Origin of the sequence: Hymenobacter sp. 5317J-9 (assembly GCF_022921075.1) — a bacterium.
Taxonomy (GTDB): domain Bacteria; phylum Bacteroidota; class Bacteroidia; order Cytophagales; family Hymenobacteraceae; genus Hymenobacter.
In genome coordinates this window covers 2,012,324-2,027,282 of the sequence record NZ_CP095050.1, presented here as the reverse complement: position 1 = coordinate 2,027,282, position 14,959 = coordinate 2,012,324, and the positions used below count along the sequence as shown (strand labels likewise).

The 14,959-nt window shown below is 64.7% G+C and carries 16 protein-coding genes; 6 read left to right on the top strand and 10 right to left on the bottom strand.

Annotation, left to right across the window (positions count from 1 at the left end; translation table 11 throughout):
• The 4 genes from MUN81_RS08380 to MUN81_RS08365 form a co-directional block, all read right to left on the bottom strand.
• The gene (locus MUN81_RS08380; RefSeq protein ID WP_245116776.1) at positions 1-258 is read right to left on the bottom strand and encodes a hypothetical protein; all 258 of its coding nucleotides are present in this window, start codon (positions 256-258) and stop codon (positions 1-3) included.
• 59 nt (positions 259-317) lie between these two features.
• Positions 318-848, bottom strand: a complete 531-nt coding sequence (locus MUN81_RS08375; protein WP_245116774.1) for a cytochrome c — start codon at positions 846-848, stop codon at positions 318-320.
• Between the two features lie 92 nt (positions 849-940).
• Positions 941-1,954 carry a glycosyltransferase gene (locus MUN81_RS08370; RefSeq protein ID WP_245116772.1) on the bottom strand — a complete coding sequence of 338 codons (1,014 nt, stop codon included), beginning with the start codon at positions 1,952-1,954 and terminating at the stop codon, positions 941-943.
• Between the two features lie 149 nt (positions 1,955-2,103).
• Complete coding sequence (locus tag MUN81_RS08365; RefSeq protein ID WP_245116770.1) at positions 2,104-3,063, bottom strand: lysylphosphatidylglycerol synthase domain-containing protein; 960 nt, start codon at positions 3,061-3,063, stop codon at positions 2,104-2,106.
• Positions 3,064-3,204: 141 nt separating this feature from the next.
• Here MUN81_RS08365 and ruvC point away from each other — a divergent pair, with 141 nt between their 5' ends.
• The gene (ruvC, locus tag MUN81_RS08360) at positions 3,205-3,849 is read left to right on the top strand and encodes a crossover junction endodeoxyribonuclease RuvC (protein ID WP_280638271.1); all 645 of its coding nucleotides are present in this window, start codon (positions 3,205-3,207) and stop codon (positions 3,847-3,849) included.
• Between the two features lie 44 nt (positions 3,850-3,893).
• Here the strand turns inward: ruvC and MUN81_RS08355 are convergent, their stop codons facing one another.
• The 3 genes from MUN81_RS08355 to MUN81_RS08345 form a co-directional block, all read right to left on the bottom strand.
• Positions 3,894-4,364, bottom strand: coding sequence for a hypothetical protein (locus MUN81_RS08355; RefSeq protein WP_245116768.1), 471 nt, complete (start codon positions 4,362-4,364; stop codon positions 3,894-3,896).
• Between the two features lie 3 nt (positions 4,365-4,367).
• Positions 4,368-4,811, bottom strand: coding sequence for a hypothetical protein (locus tag MUN81_RS08350; protein ID WP_245116766.1), 444 nt, complete (start codon positions 4,809-4,811; stop codon positions 4,368-4,370).
• 93 nt (positions 4,812-4,904) lie between these two features.
• Positions 4,905-5,705 carry a PhzF family phenazine biosynthesis protein gene (locus MUN81_RS08345; RefSeq protein WP_245116764.1) on the bottom strand — a complete coding sequence of 267 codons (801 nt, stop codon included), beginning with the start codon at positions 5,703-5,705 and terminating at the stop codon, positions 4,905-4,907.
• A 200-nt stretch (positions 5,706-5,905) separates the two neighbouring features.
• On the opposite strand from MUN81_RS08345, the gene MUN81_RS08340 reads away from it, so the two are divergent.
• Positions 5,906-6,478, top strand: coding sequence for a sigma-70 family RNA polymerase sigma factor (locus tag MUN81_RS08340; protein ID WP_245116762.1), 573 nt, complete (start codon positions 5,906-5,908; stop codon positions 6,476-6,478).
• On the top strand, positions 6,475-8,202 hold the full coding sequence (locus tag MUN81_RS08335) for a hypothetical protein (RefSeq protein ID WP_245116760.1): 1,728 nt from the start codon (positions 6,475-6,477) through the stop codon (positions 8,200-8,202). Before MUN81_RS08340 ends, MUN81_RS08335 begins: the two co-directional genes overlap by 4 nt.
• A 152-nt stretch (positions 8,203-8,354) precedes the next feature.
• On the opposite strand, the gene hutI is transcribed toward MUN81_RS08335, so the two are convergent.
• Positions 8,355-9,617 (bottom strand): imidazolonepropionase, encoded by a 1,263-nt coding sequence (gene hutI / locus MUN81_RS08330; RefSeq protein ID WP_245116758.1) that lies wholly within the window; start codon positions 9,615-9,617, stop codon positions 8,355-8,357.
• A gap of 183 nt (positions 9,618-9,800) precedes the next feature.
• Positions 9,801-10,928: a spore photoproduct lyase family protein gene (locus tag MUN81_RS08325; protein ID WP_245116756.1), complete on the bottom strand. Its 1,128-nt coding sequence runs from the start codon at positions 10,926-10,928 to the stop codon at positions 9,801-9,803.
• A 191-nt stretch (positions 10,929-11,119) separates the two neighbouring features.
• On the opposite strand from MUN81_RS08325, the gene MUN81_RS08320 reads away from it, so the two are divergent.
• Entirely contained in the window at positions 11,120-11,641 is a 522-nt protein-coding gene (locus MUN81_RS08320) for a 2'-5' RNA ligase family protein (RefSeq protein ID WP_245116754.1), read from the top strand.
• A gap of 80 nt (positions 11,642-11,721) precedes the next feature.
• Here the strand turns inward: MUN81_RS08320 and MUN81_RS08315 are convergent, their stop codons facing one another.
• Positions 11,722-13,260, bottom strand: coding sequence for a glycosyltransferase family 39 protein (locus MUN81_RS08315; protein ID WP_245116752.1), 1,539 nt, complete (start codon positions 13,258-13,260; stop codon positions 11,722-11,724).
• Between the two features lie 664 nt (positions 13,261-13,924).
• On the opposite strand from MUN81_RS08315, the gene MUN81_RS08310 reads away from it, so the two are divergent.
• Together MUN81_RS08310 and MUN81_RS08305 are read left to right on the top strand one after the other, a co-directional pair.
• Positions 13,925-14,479, top strand: a complete 555-nt coding sequence (locus tag MUN81_RS08310; RefSeq protein WP_245116750.1) for a DUF6252 family protein — start codon at positions 13,925-13,927, stop codon at positions 14,477-14,479.
• A 36-nt stretch (positions 14,480-14,515) separates the two neighbouring features.
• Positions 14,516-14,890: a hypothetical protein gene (locus tag MUN81_RS08305; protein WP_245114665.1), complete on the top strand. Its 375-nt coding sequence runs from the start codon at positions 14,516-14,518 to the stop codon at positions 14,888-14,890.
• Positions 14,891-14,959 lie beyond the last annotated feature (69 nt).

Below are 14,959 nucleotides of genomic sequence, written 5' to 3'. Positions count from 1 at the left end.
TTAGCGGGTGTTGTGCTGCAGCAGTCCTTCCTTCGAGGCCAGGTAGGAGGCGTCGCGGGCAATGGCGCCGAACGAAGTGGTTTCGTAGGCCAGCTCGGTGTCGGGGTCGGGCCAGTAGCTGCGCACTAGGCCCTGCTCCAGCAGGCTGCGCAGCTGGTTTTCGAGCTCCTGCGGCGGCAGGCCGGTTTTCTGGAGCAGCGTGCGGAACGGGGTGACGAAGTACAGTTCGTCGAGCAGGTCGAATTCGGGGTCAGTCACGGAAGAATTGGTCGTGCGGAGGTTTGGGCAAATGTAAGCCGGGCGGGCGGCACTGGGTTTTATTGCGCCAACGCCACCACAGGGTCGCCCTGCTGCCAAGTTATGTATGCCACGATGGATTTGACCTCTTGGTCGGAAAGCGCGAAGGATGGCATCTGCTGCTTGTTGAACTTGGTGAAGAGGGCCACCGCGTAGTCGTCGCCGCTGGCCACCACTTTGCTGGAGTTCTTCACCCACGGAATCAGCCAGGAAATGGGCCGGCGCTTGGTGATGCCGGCCAGGGCCGGGCCAACCACCTGCTCGTTCACGGCGTGGCACTGCGCGCAATTGCTTTTGAAAAGGGCGTCGCCCGCGGCAATTTTGGTCGCTTGCTCTTTGGACCAAGACGGGTCAGGGGCTTTGTCCGCAACCTGCGTGGGCATTATTGGGCCTTCGCCGTCTGGATACATCTCCGTGCTAGTGCGCTCATCTACAACATCCTGCGCCGAAAACCCGGCCAGCCCGGCCGCGCTCAACAGCGTAAAACCAATCAGCACGACTATCAGCGCCATGCCCACCGAAAGGGCGAAACCAACCGAATTGAACCGCATGAGTACCGGGGGTTAGATGGAATATATATGCGGCAAATTTACCATCCAAGCCCTGCGAAGCCCTTTTTTGGGCGAATTTCTTCGCCCGCTAACTACTTCACCGCCCGCCCCTTCCACTGGTAGCCGCCGCGCCAGCCGGCGGCGCCTACAGCCAGCGCATACGGCGCGTACAGCAGCTGCAGCGGCAGTAGGCCCCCCAGCCACTTGTGCCGCCCCAGAAACCGCAGCACCGGCGCCAGAAACCACGCATCGGCCCCGAGCTTGAGGGCCCAGGCGGTCAGCACCCACGGCCATAGCTCCGGCCAGCGCAGCCCCGCCCCCACCCCGGCGGCAAGCGCTACGTTGGCGCCCAGCACCAGCACGGCCAGGCGGCGCGAGGCCGGGCTTTGGTAGTGCCGCCACTTGCTGGCCCAACGCACCCGCTGCCGCAACAACGCCCGCAGCGTGGGCGGCGCGGCGGTGCGCACCACGGCCGCGGCATCGGCCAGGAAATGCGCGGTGTCGGGGAAAGCGACGTGGATTTTGTGCAGCAGAAACTCATCGTCGCCGCTGGCCAGGTGGGCGTTGTCGGCAAAACCGCCCACGGCCTCGAAGGCCGTGCGGCGGTAAGCCAGGTTGGCGCCGTTGCACATGGTGGGCTGCTGGCGGGCCAGGCAGGCACCGCCCACGCCCACCAGCCCGGCAAATTCCAGACCCATGAGCCGGGCGAAAAGCGTGTCCGGCCCCGTGAGCAGCACTGGGCCGCTGACAAAGTTGGCCTGCGGATGCCGCTGCAGAAGCGCAGCATAAGCAGCCAGCCAACCGGGGCCGAGCCGGCAGTCGGCGTCGGTGCACACCAGCCAGGGGGCGCGGGCGGCTTGCAGGGCGGCTTGCAGGGCGGCTTTCTTGCCGGTTGTGCCGGCGGGAAGCGCAATCAGCCGCAGCGGAAACTTCGATTTTGATGCGGCGGCCGAAACCAGCGCCGCCGTGGCATCGGTGGAGTGGTCGTCGGCAATGAGCACCTCAAACTGTGCAGCAGGCAACGTCTGGGCCGCCAGGTCCTGCAACAATTGGGGCAGCGTGTCGGCCTCGTTGCGGGCGGCAATGATGACGGAAAAACTCAACAAGGAATTACCAAGCGCACCCGATTGCTCTTTCTCCCTTTTTGATTCCTCATTAAGCGCAGCGGAACGCGCCGCGTCCCAGCCGCCGCGCAGCCACAGCATCAGCCCAGCGTAGAGCAGCGGCTGCGCCAACAGCATAATTCCCACCGCCATCATCGGCCGGCGCGCTTGTCGCGCAGCACTCGCAGGCCCGGCACCAGCAGCAGGCCGGCCGCGCTGGGCAGGGCAATGTTGATGACCCACAGGCTCAGGCTGGCCGATAGCACCGGCAGCGCCGGCTGACCCAGCAGCCCGAACAGGTGCGTGGCCGACAGCTCGCGCACGCCCACGTCGGCCAGCGCATTGAGCGAAGGCACCAGCGACTTCAGCAAAAACGTACCCGCCACCGCTGCCAGCCCCGGCGCCAGCGGCGAGCTCACCCCGTAGGCACTGAGCAGCAGCAGAAACTGCGCACAAAACACCCCGTAGCGCAGTCCCGAAAGGGCCAGCACCGCGTGCAGCGCCCGCGCCGGATACGTGGGCATGATGGCCAGCGCCGGCCGAAACCGCCGCAAGGGCCGCCACAGCCCCAGCGCCGCCAGCAGCAGCCGCGAACGGTAGAGCGGCACCAGCACCAGCCCGCACAGCAGCACCGCCGACCCCACCACGCCCAGCCCCGCCGCCGGGTAGCCGCGCAGGTAAAACGTCAGCAAAAAGTAGAGCAGGCCCGCCACACCCGCCAGCACCGTGGCCACCAGCTGGCAATAGCGCCCCAGAAAAACGGCCCCCAGCGCACTCACGCGGCGGCTTTTGAGCTCGATGATGCGGCCGGCGTAGTCGCCCACCCGGTTGGGGGTGGCGAAGCCCAGCGTGAGGCCCACCAGCACCGCCCGGAAGCTGCGCCCAAACGTGACGGGCTCCAGGTGCCGGGCCAGGCGGTACCATTTCCAGGCCTCCAGGCCCCAGTTGAGGGGCACCAGCGCCAGGGCCAGCAGCACCGGGCCGCGCCCGGCCCCGCTGAGCGTGGTGGCCAGCAGCTGCCGCCAGGCCGCGGCCGTGTCGGGCGCCGCGAAGATGGAATTATACAGCAAGCCCAGCGTGAGCAGCGTGATGCCGATTTTGCCCCAAAACACCAGGCGCCTCCAGCTGCGGGCCTTGCGGGGCTGGCTGGGGTTGGGCTCCGCAGCCGGGCCGGGCGTGGCGGTGCGGCGGGAAAAATCCGAATTGGCCGCGCCGGCGGGAACCGCCTGACCTGGCGCGTAACTTTGTGAGAGATGCCCGCTCCTACCCGTCCCCGCCCCGCTCCCGCCGCCGATTTGCTGCCCAAAATCATTCTGGGCGTCGACCCCGGCACCCAGATTATGGGCTACGCCCTGATTGAGGTGCGCGGCCAGCGGGTCGACGTGCTGTGCTACGACGTTATCAATATGAAGGCCTTGGGGTCGAATCACGCCGTAAAGCTAAAGCGGATTTTCGACCGCATGCTGGAGCTCATCGACGAGTACCTGCCCGACGAACTGGCCATCGAGGCACCCTTCTTCGGCGTCAACGTGCAGAGCATGTTGAAGTTGGGCCGGGCCCAGGGCGTGGCCATTGCCGCCGCCCTCAGCCGCCAGATTCCCTATGTAGAGTACGCGCCCACCAAGGTGAAGCAGTCCGTCACCGGCTCGGGCTCGGCCACCAAGGAGCAGGTGGCCCACATGCTGCGCCAGACCCTGAAGCTGCCGCCCATCGCCGAAGCCAGCAAATTCCTAGACGCCACCGACGCCCTGGCTGTGGCCCTCTGCCACCACTACATGAAGGGCAACAACACCACCGTGAGCGGCGGCAAAAGCTGGGGCAAGTTCCTGGCCGAGAACCCCGAGCGGCTGGGGGCGAGCACGGGCGCGGCGAAGAAGAAGGCGCCGGCGAAGGGGTGATTCCTTTGCGCACGCCGGCTGCAAGCTTCTGGTAATCTAAGGGCTTAGCCAATGCGTACCACCAGCCCCGACTGTGCGTCAACGCGGCGAAGCATTGCCGCAAAGCCGGCAATTGCCTCTTCTATTTCAGCGCTTTGGTAGTCGTAATACTCCCCATTTAAGTCCGCCAAAAACGCAGTGAAACGTGCAAGAAAATCGGGTCGGGCCACTTGCCGGAGCAACCAATCCCGGTCAGCTGCCACCAGCAATACCACAAAGCTTTTTCGATTCTCCGAGAGCTTGGCCGAGTACTGGTGGAGGATTTCCTGATAATTCAATTCATCTATAATGAATGCAAAAAAGTCGGCCAGCAATGTGGCGTTCAGGTCGTTGGGAAGTTGATGGGTCCGGGCGTTTAAATACTGGTCGAAATTGTCAGTCGTCCTCAACCATTTTTTGGTGATTTTGGAAGCTTCGACTAACTCTTCCGGCATTGTTTCAGGACCGAACTTTCTCACGTCTACCAGCATGCTCATGGGCTATTCGTCAAGCGGGAATTCCTGCCATATCTTTTCCTCGTCCGGCTCAAATACGTAGGCCGACAGCATGGTAACAATGTCCGAAAACTGTCGGCATTTTTCTAATCTGGCTTTCAACGACGTTGCGTCAACCCATTGCGTTAGCACGTCATCGTCTCTGTCGATGCAGTTCTGCATCAGCGCCTTCAACTCTTCCAGCGCGTAAGGCCCCGCTTGTTTCCAAGTCCGACTTACTTCCAGCGTAGGGTTGTAGAAAGTATGGGCCAGAATTCGATTTAAAAGCGTAGGCTTGAAACTACCGGAACGAACTTCCGACTCCCACAGTCTGCCGCTTGCGTCGAAGAATCGCTCGTTAATTGGGCCTTTCCTCAGCAATTCCCGAGCCGATGCGGTGCGTAAATTATCAACTTCCGTCACCAAAATAACAGCATTGTTGGCTATCAAAATCAGGGGTAAAACTGGCTTCATTGCTCAGGTCGTCCTCACAAACGTTATAACTTAAGTCCATACGGTCCAAACTTCAACCGACGGCCAATTCTACTGGTTTTCTACCAGCAGCTCCCCCGCCGCATACGTCACCGCGTAGCCGCTGATATCGACTCTATCGCCGCGAAGGCGGCACCACAAGTCACCGCCGCGGGGCGAAATCTGGCGGGCGCGCAATTCAGTTTTGCCCAGCTTCTGGGCCCAGTAGGGAATGAGCGTGCTGTGCGCTGAACCCGTCACGGGGTCTTCGGGCACGCCCACGCGGGGTGCGAAAAAGCGCGACACGAAATCGATGCCATTGCTGCCGGGCGCGGTGGCAATGACGCCCACGTACTCCAGCGCGGCAATGCGGGCGTAGTCGGGGCGGAGGGCCAGCACTTCGGCTTCGGTGTTGAAGACGACGAGCAGGTCGCGGGCGGCCAGCACGTGCAGCGGCGTGGCGCGCAGGCCGTCGGCCAAGCCGGTGGGGTGGCTGGTCAGTTCCTGCGGCGGGCGCGAGGGGAAGTCGAGGGTGAGGCGGCCATCGGCTTCGCGGGCCACCCGCAAGGGGCCGCTCTGGCTGTGAAAGGTGACCCGCGCTTCGGAGAAGCCCAGGTGCGTGAACAGCACGTGCGCCGAGGCCAGCGTGGCGTGGCCGCACAAGTCGATTTCCACGGCCGGCGTAAACCACCGGATGTCGTATTCGGCCGGGGTGCCGGCGCGGGGCACGATGAAGGCGGTTTCGGCCAGGCTGTTTTCGGCGGCGATGCGCTGCATGAGTTCGGCCGGCGGGAAGGCATCGAGCGGGCACACGCCGGCGGGGTTGCCGGTGAAGGGAGCTTGGGCGAAAGCGTCGACGTGGAAGTAGCGCATGGCGAGGTGGGCGAAGCGAACGAGAGAAGAATTGATGCGGCAAGAATACGGCCGTGCACGCCGGGCTGGTGCGGTCTCGGAGTTCCGACTCGTGAATTTTTCAAAATAACTTAGCCCCCACGCAACCGCACCGGCCGGCCGCCGGTCATGGGTTCAAATGCCGGGGGCTGTACAGCCCGGCGTCTTCACTGTTTCACTGCATGCCGCCTCCCCTTGCCCCGGTGGATGAGGCCTTGCTGGCGGCGTGCCGGCGGGGCGAATCCGCCGCGCAGCACCGGCTCTATCAGCGCCTCGCCTATGGCCTCATGGGCGTGTGTCTTCGCTATTGCCCCAACCGGGCCGAAGCGGAGGACGCCCTGCAGAACACGTTCGTTAAAATTTTCACTCGCCTCGACCAATACCGCGGCCAGGGCCCCTTCGAAGCCTGGGCCCGCCGCATTGCCGTCACCACCTCGCTGCACGCCCTGGAGCAGCACCGCCTGCGCCACCCCGGCCCCGGCGGCGAGGCCCTCGACGAGCTGGCGGCCGACTTGCCCGCGCCCGAGCCCTCGGCCGTGGAGCAGCTGGCCGCCGACGACCTGCTGGCCCTGCTGGCCACGCTGCCGCCCGGCTACCGCACGGTGCTCAACCTCTACGCCGTGGAGGGCTATTCGCACCAGGAAATCGCCGAGCTGCTGGGCATTGCCGAAGGCACCAGCAAATCGCAGCTGGCCCGGGCCCGCCGCCTGCTCGAAACCCGCCTGGCGGCCCACCATCACCCCCAATTGCCATGACCGACCGCGAACCCGACGACCTGTACGATGCCCTGCGCAGCCGCCTGGCCGACTACGGCCAGGAGCCGCCCGCGCCGCTGTGGGCCAATATTCGGGCGCAGCTGCCGCCGCCGGTGGCGGCCCCGCAACTCCGCAAGCGCCGCCGCCGCAGCGTGGCCGCGCTGCTGCTCCTGCTGCTGGCCCTGGTGAGCACGGCCGGCTGGCAGTGGTGGCGCGTGGGCCAGCACCGTGAGCTGGCGCAGCAAGCCGCCCACCGGGCCGACCAGCAAACGCTGGCCGCCGCCAAAGACCAAAACATTGCCCCCGCGACCAGGCCCGCAGCAGCTACTGCTGGTGCGGGCCTGAAAGAAGCCGGTGCGACCACCGCTGCAGAAGTGGCAATAACTACGGCTCCCGGGACGGCTACTGAGGTCGCACGTGCAAATAGTGCGGCCGATGCTACGGTAAGCAGTATTGCAGCGACCTCCCCCAACGGCACCATGGCTGGAAAGCCAGCTGCCGGCACTACCTCCGCCAGCGGCGTGGTTGCGAAGGGCACCATAGTCGCGGCACGCGTTACCGCGCGTGGCCGTGAAACTGGAGGCGCAGCCGTGGCCCTGAGCCGCTCAGTCCGGAAGCGCCGTGCGGTCTCCCGGACAATGAAAACGACAGGCACCGCTGCAAACGAAAGCCCGGCCCTAGCGGCCGCGCGCACCAGCCAAACCGTGCCCCCGGCCGGAGCTGATGCAGCGCTGGACGGCACCGTAGCAGCTTCGGTGGCTGGCCGCTCGGGTGAGGTTCAGGAGGCGGCAGGCGAAAAAGCTGCTGGAGCAGCCGGCGAAACCCGCGTAGCCCAAGTGCCGGCGGCTTCGGCCGTAGCGGGCAGCGAGGTGGCGCTCGGAGCCTCCTATGAGATGCAGGCACGGCGGCAAGCGGCGCTTGCGCCCACCGAATTGGCGGCCTTGCGCCTAGCCCTGCCCACCGATACACTGCCCCGGCCTCCGGTCGGGCGCGTGCGCCGCTGGGCCGTGCAGGCGGTGGGTGGGCCGGCTTACACCTACCGGCAGCTAACCTCGACCAGCAGCCTGGCGACTTCATTCAATAGCGCGCCATCAACCATTAATACGGTCCGGACTCTCGACGCCACGGGCACCGTGCGCGAGCAGCAGGAACAAGCCGGCACCGGCCTGGCGCTGGCGCTGCAGGTGCGCCGGGTGCTGAGTGGTCGCTGGAGCCTGAGCGCTGGCCTGGGCTACCAGGAATTTGCCCTGCAACGGACATACGATGTCGTGACTGCCGTCACCTCCGCCATCCCGCCGGTGGTGGTATCGAACCCACGGCCGCCCATCACCACCTACCTTTTCAGCCAGCGCAGCTACCGCGACACCTACCGTTTCCTCACGGTGCCGGTGCGGCTGAGCTACACCCTGGGAATCGGCAAAAAACTCAGCTACGGCCTCAGCGGCGGGGCCGACGTGGCCTTTTACCTGGGCGGCAACAGCGCCGGCGCCGACGCCGCCCGCCACGCCTGGGGCCCGGGCGCCGACTCACCAAACCGCGCGCTCAACCTGTCGCTCAGCGGCGGAGTAGACTTGCGCTACCGTGTGGCGTCGCGCCTGGAGCTGCTGGCCCAACCCAGCGCCACGTATTTCCTCAACTCCTTGTCGAAGCCGGTTTCGGGCCTCACGCCCCGGCACTTGCTGGGCGCGGGCGTGCTGCTGGGCGTGTCCTACGACTGGCGCTAGGAAATTAGCTGAATGATGTAGAGACGCAATATTTTACGTCTTCTCGTTGAACGATGACGCTTGAGGAATAGTCGAACGACACCCCAAACCACGCGGCCCCAGTCGTTCAACGACGAGACGCAACATATTGCGTCTCTACCCCTGATTGCCTTCTATTGCAAATCGCCGCCCACAATTACCTCGCGCACCGGGTTTTCGCCTAGCCAGTATGGGATTTCGGCCACGCTGCCCACTTCAAGCAGCAGAATATCAGCGCGCTTGCCGGGCTCCAAGCTGCCGCAGTCGGCGGCGTGGCCGATGGCCCAGGCGGCGTTGAGGGTGGCGGCAGCTACGGCTTCTTTGGGGGTGAAACCCATTTTGAGGCAGGCCAGGGACATGGCCAGCCAGAGGCTTTTGCTGGGACAGGAGCCGGGGTTGAAATCGGTGCTCACGGCCACGGGCAGGCCCTGGTCGATGAAGGCACGTCCCGGCGCAAACTTTTCCTGACGCAAAAACAGCGGCACCAGCGGCAGCAGCACCGCCACGGTGCGCCCCTGGCTGCTGCGGGCAATGCGGCCAGCGGCTGCGGGCGTGAGGTAGTCGCAGTGGTCGACGCTGGTGGCGCCCAGCTCGGCGGCCATCTCGCAGCCGCCCAGGTCGTGCAACTGCTCGGCGTGAATCTTCAGCCCGAAGCCCATTTTGTGGGCCTGGGTAAGGAAATACTGGGCCACGTCGAGCGGGAAAGCCCCCTGCTCGCAGAAAATGTCGACGTAGGCCGCCTCCCCTTTCAGGTCCGACAACACTTCACGCAGTATGAAATCGACGTAGGCCCGCGGGCCCGCTTCCTTGAACTCGGGCGGCACCACGTGGGCGCCCAGGAAGGTGGGCACCACCCGCACGGGCTGCCGACGGCCGGCCTCGCGGGCCACCCGCACCAGCCGCAGTTCGGTGTCGCGGTCGAGGCCGTAGCCGCTTTTGGCTTCGAGGGTGGTGACACCGTAGCGGCGGAAGCCGTCGAGGTGGTGCAAGGCATTTTCCAGCAGCTCGGCTTCGGTGGCGGCGCGGGTGGCGCGCACGGTGCTCAGGATGCCCCCGCCGCTGGCCAGAATGTCCAGATAAGACTCGCCCCGCAGCTTGCGCTCGAACTCGTGGGCGCGGTTGCCGCCGAACACGAGGTGGGTGTGACACTCCACCAGCCCCGGCATCACCACGCGGCCGGAGGCGTCGAGCAGCCGGGTTTCGGGCGTGATGTAGGCCAGGTCGAGCTCGTCCATCGGGCCCACGGCCACGATTTTATCGCCCCGGCAGGCCACGTAGCCGCGCTCAATAACGGTCCAGTTGTGCAGGTCGGGCCCGGCCAGGGGGCGGTCGGTGGGGCCGCCGGCCAGGGTCAGCACCTGGGCCGCGTGCTGAATGACGAGGGTGTAGGGAAGCATGCGGCAAATAACGCTTCGCTTTGCGAATGAATGCGTTTCCACGTCTTCTAGTCAACGTCATTTTCGGCTGTCAGCCTGAGCGCAGCGAAGGACCTGCTCACGGTTGTATACTTAACGTTGCGTCGGGAGAAGGTCTTTCGCTGCGTTCAGGATGACAGCCGGTTTCGACCTCTGCTCCAAGCCCTACGTCCAATACTGCACCGGCGCGTGGGGGAAACGGCGTTGCCACTCGGCGTAGAACCACGCCTTCATGGCCTTCATCTGCTCGGGCTGGTACACGTATTTCAGGCCGCCGAACTTGTTGCGCTTCACGGCGCGGCCTTCCTCGGCCAGGTCGAGGCTGGTGTTGGGATACCACTGCAGCAACACGTCTTTGGAGCCGGGCGTGAAGCGGTGGGTGATGAACTCCACGGTAAGGTCGCAGTCGAAGTCAAAGGCTTGTTGCAGGCGGTTCAGTAATTCGGTGTAGTGCCGCTGCCAGTCGGGAATGGGCATGATGGGCGCCAGCACCACGCCCACCGGGTAGCCAGCGCCGCCTAATGCCACCGGCAGCGCCAGCCGGCGCATGGCCTGAATGCGCGCCTCCACCGAGGCCGTGCCGCCTTCGAGGCGCCGGGCCACGGGCTCGGCGTTGAGGGAGAAGCGGGCCCGCGTGCGGCCGTGGTGAGGCAGGGCCAGCAGGGAATCGATGTAGTCGTACTTGCTCACGAAACGCAGCTGGGCGCCCTCGCGCTGGCTGAAATGGCGCACGGCCGCGCCCAGGCTGCCGGTGAGGTGCTCGATGCCCAGCACGTCGGTGTAGCAGCTGGCCTCGAAGCTGGTGATGCGGCCGGGGCGCTCGTAGGTGGCGGTGTTGGCCAGCAGCTGGGGCAGGTTGGCGAAGGCCTTCACCACGGGCGGGCCGCTGAGCGAGCCGGCCAGGTAGCAGTACTGGCAGTGGGCGGGGCAGCCTTCGGCGAGGTTGAGCTGCCAGTCGGCCGAGGGCGGGGTGGGCTGCAGGCGCAGGGCGCCGGCGGGGGCTTTCACGATGGCCAGGGTGTTTTTGGCGGTGCGGTAGGTGGCGCGCACGTCGCCGCCGGGGTCGCGCAGGCCGGTGAGGCGGTTGCTTTTCAGCAGCTCCACTTCCAGGTTTTGGGCCGAGACCCGGGCCAGAATCTGCTGGCCGAATTCCCCGTCGAGCGCATCGGGCGTGAACACCACGCGCTGGGGCAGCCACAGCTTGGCCGAGTGCGTGCGGGGCACCAAAACCGGCGCCGGAACGTCGGTGAGCAGGGTATCAGAAAACGAAACAAGCGTGCCAGCAGTGAGCATAAAATCAGGTTGGTGACAGATAGTTATGCAACGCTTTTTAGCGTGAATAAAGTCCATAAAAACGGCCTAAAAACACGCACCAGCGCCATTTATCACACGAACCCGTCTCCCAAAAACAGGTAAAATCAGCCCTTCCGCGGCGGTTGCCCACGTGGTTGCGTATTCCTCCCCGACCCTTCCCCAGCTGCCCGATGCCCGACTTTAACAACCCCGCCCCGCTCATTCTTACGCTGATGTTGGACGAAGCATCTCAGACGTATTTCAACGACCTACGCCGGCAGCACTTCCCGCCCAACATCAACTACCTGGCGGCGCATCTCACCTTGTTTCACCACCTGCCGGGAGCAGATTTGGCCAACATTCGCCAGCAATTGAGTGCCTTGTGCCGTACCCAGGCCCCGCTCGCGCTGCAGGTCACGGGGCTGCGCTCACTGGGCCGCGGCGTGGCCTTCACCCTTGAGAATGAGCAGTTGCGCGCCCTGCACCGCCGCCTGCAAAGCTTGTTTGCCGCCCACCTCACGCCGCAGGACCAGCAGAAGCTGCAGCCGCACGTCACCATCCAAAACAAGGTAACGCCGGAAGCCGCCCGCCAGCTGCTGGCCGGCTTGCAGCCGGCCTTTGCCCCGTTTGCGGCCGTGGGTACGGGGCTGCACCTGTGGGCCTACCGCAACGGACCCTGGGAAAGCCTGGCTGAATTTCCGTTTGAAATGTAGGGGCGGGGCTTGCCCCCGCCCGGACGGTAAACGATAGCAATGCCGGCAGTTCAGCGCCCGGGCGGGGGCAAGCCCCGCCCCTACTTCGGTCCTTCCCAATCGTTGAGCGCTGTGCGGTGCTCACGGGCTACCTGAGCCAGCACGACTGCATCGGGCTGCAGGCCGACGGTGATGGCGGTGCCGCGCTCGCGGGCGAAGGAGTCGGCCACGGCGCCAAAGCGGCGGTAACTGGCAAAATGCGGGGCCAGGTCGTCGTCGGGCTCGTCGTCGACGATGAGGATGGCCTGGCACTGGGCCAGCTGGGCTGGCGCGGGGTACCAGTAGATGAAGCTGCCGTTGAGGCTGTGGGCCGGCGGCAAAGACTTGCCGCGGTTGAAGTAGTTGATGGCGCTGGCCTGGCCGTAGTTGGCGCAGTGAATGAGGGTGTGGGCACGTGCCTCGGCGGGCAAGGACTGGTAGGCGGCCCAGGTTTTGGCGGCCAGCTCGCGCCAGCCGCGCATGTCGGCGTAGTCCTGGGGCAGGGCGTGGTCCTGGCCGTCCTCCCAACGGTAGAGGCCCAGCTTGGCATAGGTGGGGCGCAGCGCGGCCATGGCGGCGGGGCTGCGTACGGGGTACAGAAACGGCGCAAAAAAGGCAAGAAATGCCAGCGGCAGCAGCACCAGCACGGGCTGCACCGCTGCTTTCCATCGCAGCGGGCGCAGCTGCGCCTCCCACCACGCTGCCCCGAAGGCAAACAGTGCCGGGTAGTAGCCCAGGGCGTAGTAGTCTTTGCCGTGCAGGACCGCCAGCAGGCCCACGCCCAGCACGGCCACCCAGCCCACCGCGCGGTAGGGCCGAAACGCCGAACTCAGCAGCAGGGCCAGCAGGCCGGGCACCCACACCCAGGTGGCGGGCAGGTTCATCAGCAGCTGGGCTTTCCAGAAATCGGCGGGTTCGACGTGCACCAGCTGGCTGGATTTGAGCAGGGCCATGTGGTGCAGAAACGGCACGCCGTGGCGCAGCTGCCAAGCCACGTTGGGCAGCCACAGCAGCAGCCCCAGCGCCGCCGCGCCCCAGAAATGCCGATTCAGCAGCAGGCGCCGGGCCGGCGTGAGCAGCAGGGCACCGCTCAGCGCAGCCACGAAAAACAGCGTGGTGTACTTGTTCAGCAAGCCCAGGCCCAGCGCCGCCCCCAGCAGGTACAGGTAGCGCGGGCGCTGCTGCTGCAGGTAGCCCACCAGCGCATACAGCGCCAGCACAAACCCAAAGACCTCGAAGGAATTGGGCTGAAACAGCAGGTTGAGCCGCGCATACGCCGCCCCCAGGTAGCAGGTGCCCGCCAGCGCCTGCGCAAACCAGCCGCCGCCCAGGCGCCCGGCCAGCCGCACCACCAGGTACACGGTGGCCGCGCCCCACAGGAAGGGCCAGAAATGCACCCAGCCCTCGCCCCCGCCCAGCGCCAGCGTGGCCCAGCCCTGCGCGGCAATGAGCGGCGGCACCTCCAGGTAGCCCCAGGCCAGGTGCCGGCCCTGGTTGAGGTAGAGGTATTCGTCGCGCTGCAGGTCGTACTGCGGGCTGATGAGAAAGTAGCCCGACACAAACTTGGCCAGGGCGAAGGCGAGCGGCAGGAGGCGGTTCATGCCCGGCAAGGTCGGCAGAAAAGCGCGATGCCCGGGGCGGACTTTTTTACAGCCGAATCGTCTTACTCCGTCAGGCACCAGGGGCCTGCGCCGCTCCATCTATACCGAAGCCCCGGTTGCGATGGTGGCGGAGCTTTTTCGCGGCTGTTGGGGAGGTGGCACCCATCCGGCGAGCCATGTTACCAAATTGCTTTTAACCGGCGGCTCTAAAGTCCCAACCTTTTCCTTATGCAATGGCCCGCACGTGCTTTGCAAGGGCAAAATCCCGTCTGCTATTTCTTCGATAACACCCTATAAAAGTCTGATTGGCAAATATATTTATTCGCGTATCGCAGGCAAATCGGTTACGTTTGAGAAAAGCTGGCGCCCTACAGGCCGGCCCTGCGGCATTTCGGATTCTACCCATCCCTCTCTACCCATCCCTCGCCATGAAACAAACGCCTGCTTTTCGCAGCAATGGCGGCCCGATGAGCGGGTCTGGCTTCGCCGGCCGTGCCCCGACCGGGAACCCTTGCCCTGCACCCGCTGGCCGGTTGCCGTTCGCGAGCATCCCGTCGCGCCTCATGGGACATTTTACATCACGGGACTTCTTCGCCATTGTCCGGCGGGGCCTATTGCATCACGCACGTTGGGCGTATCATTCCACCTTCAACCCCCTTCCATCATGAACAATCTATTTTATGCTCTGCTGCTAGCCGCCTTGCTGGCCGCTGGCTGCAAGAAAGACGACCCCGAAGCCGGCCTGCCCCCGGCCACGCACGAAGGCAAGAACACCGGCGGCTGCCTCATCAACGGCGAGCGGTTCGTGGCCGCTGAGTACGGGGGCAGCCTGCTGAGCAATCCTATTCCAGCCTTGAGAGGGGGATTTTCTTTTGACAGCATTTACACAATCGACTTAAATGGGCAGATGAACGGTAAAAACACTACCGTGAGCTTATTCTTCCGTTCCCAAAAAGTAGGGACGTATCTATTGAATAAAAACACGGGGTATTATCCTCAAACCAGTGACTTGTACGCGCTAAATCACGCGGTGCTCTACTCGGATAATGCCGTGGAAGTATATGGAACCGATGCCCAACATATTGGCCAAGTGGTGTTGGAATATGCCAACGTTCAAAAGGGTATTTCGGCCGGCACGTTCGAGTTCACGGCTGTCAATCAGTCTAACCCAAATAAAACGGTGACCATTACCAGCGGACGCTTTGACCGCAAGCAGTAAATCTTTTCTTTTTCCCAACCCTTTCCCAACTGTACCATGAAAAAATGGCTACTATTCGGGCTTGCCGTGGCCGCTGCCCTGCCCCGCCAAGCCCACGCCCAACGGCCGGCTGCCCCTACCACGTCGGTTGTCTTGCCGCCCTCCGGTGGGGGCGGCACCGCTGTCAATTACTGCGCCGAGCCGGTGAGCGGGTTTCTGGCCCGCTACGACCGGTTTCGCGACGACGCCGGCACGGCGGGCCTCGTCACGGTCAGCAACGAGCAGCTCTACGACGCCCCCAACCGGCCCGCCTCGCCCTACGAGCAGCGCACGCTGGTCACGGTGAGCCCCCTGGCCAGCAAGGTGGCCACCCGCACCGTGCAGTTTGTGTTTCCGGCTTCGTGCACATCCTGCGCGGCAATGAGGTGCTGAGTCGCCAGCAGCTGCGCATCGAAAAATAGGACATCCTGCTACTTACACCCGCACCGGGCCGGGAGCCCC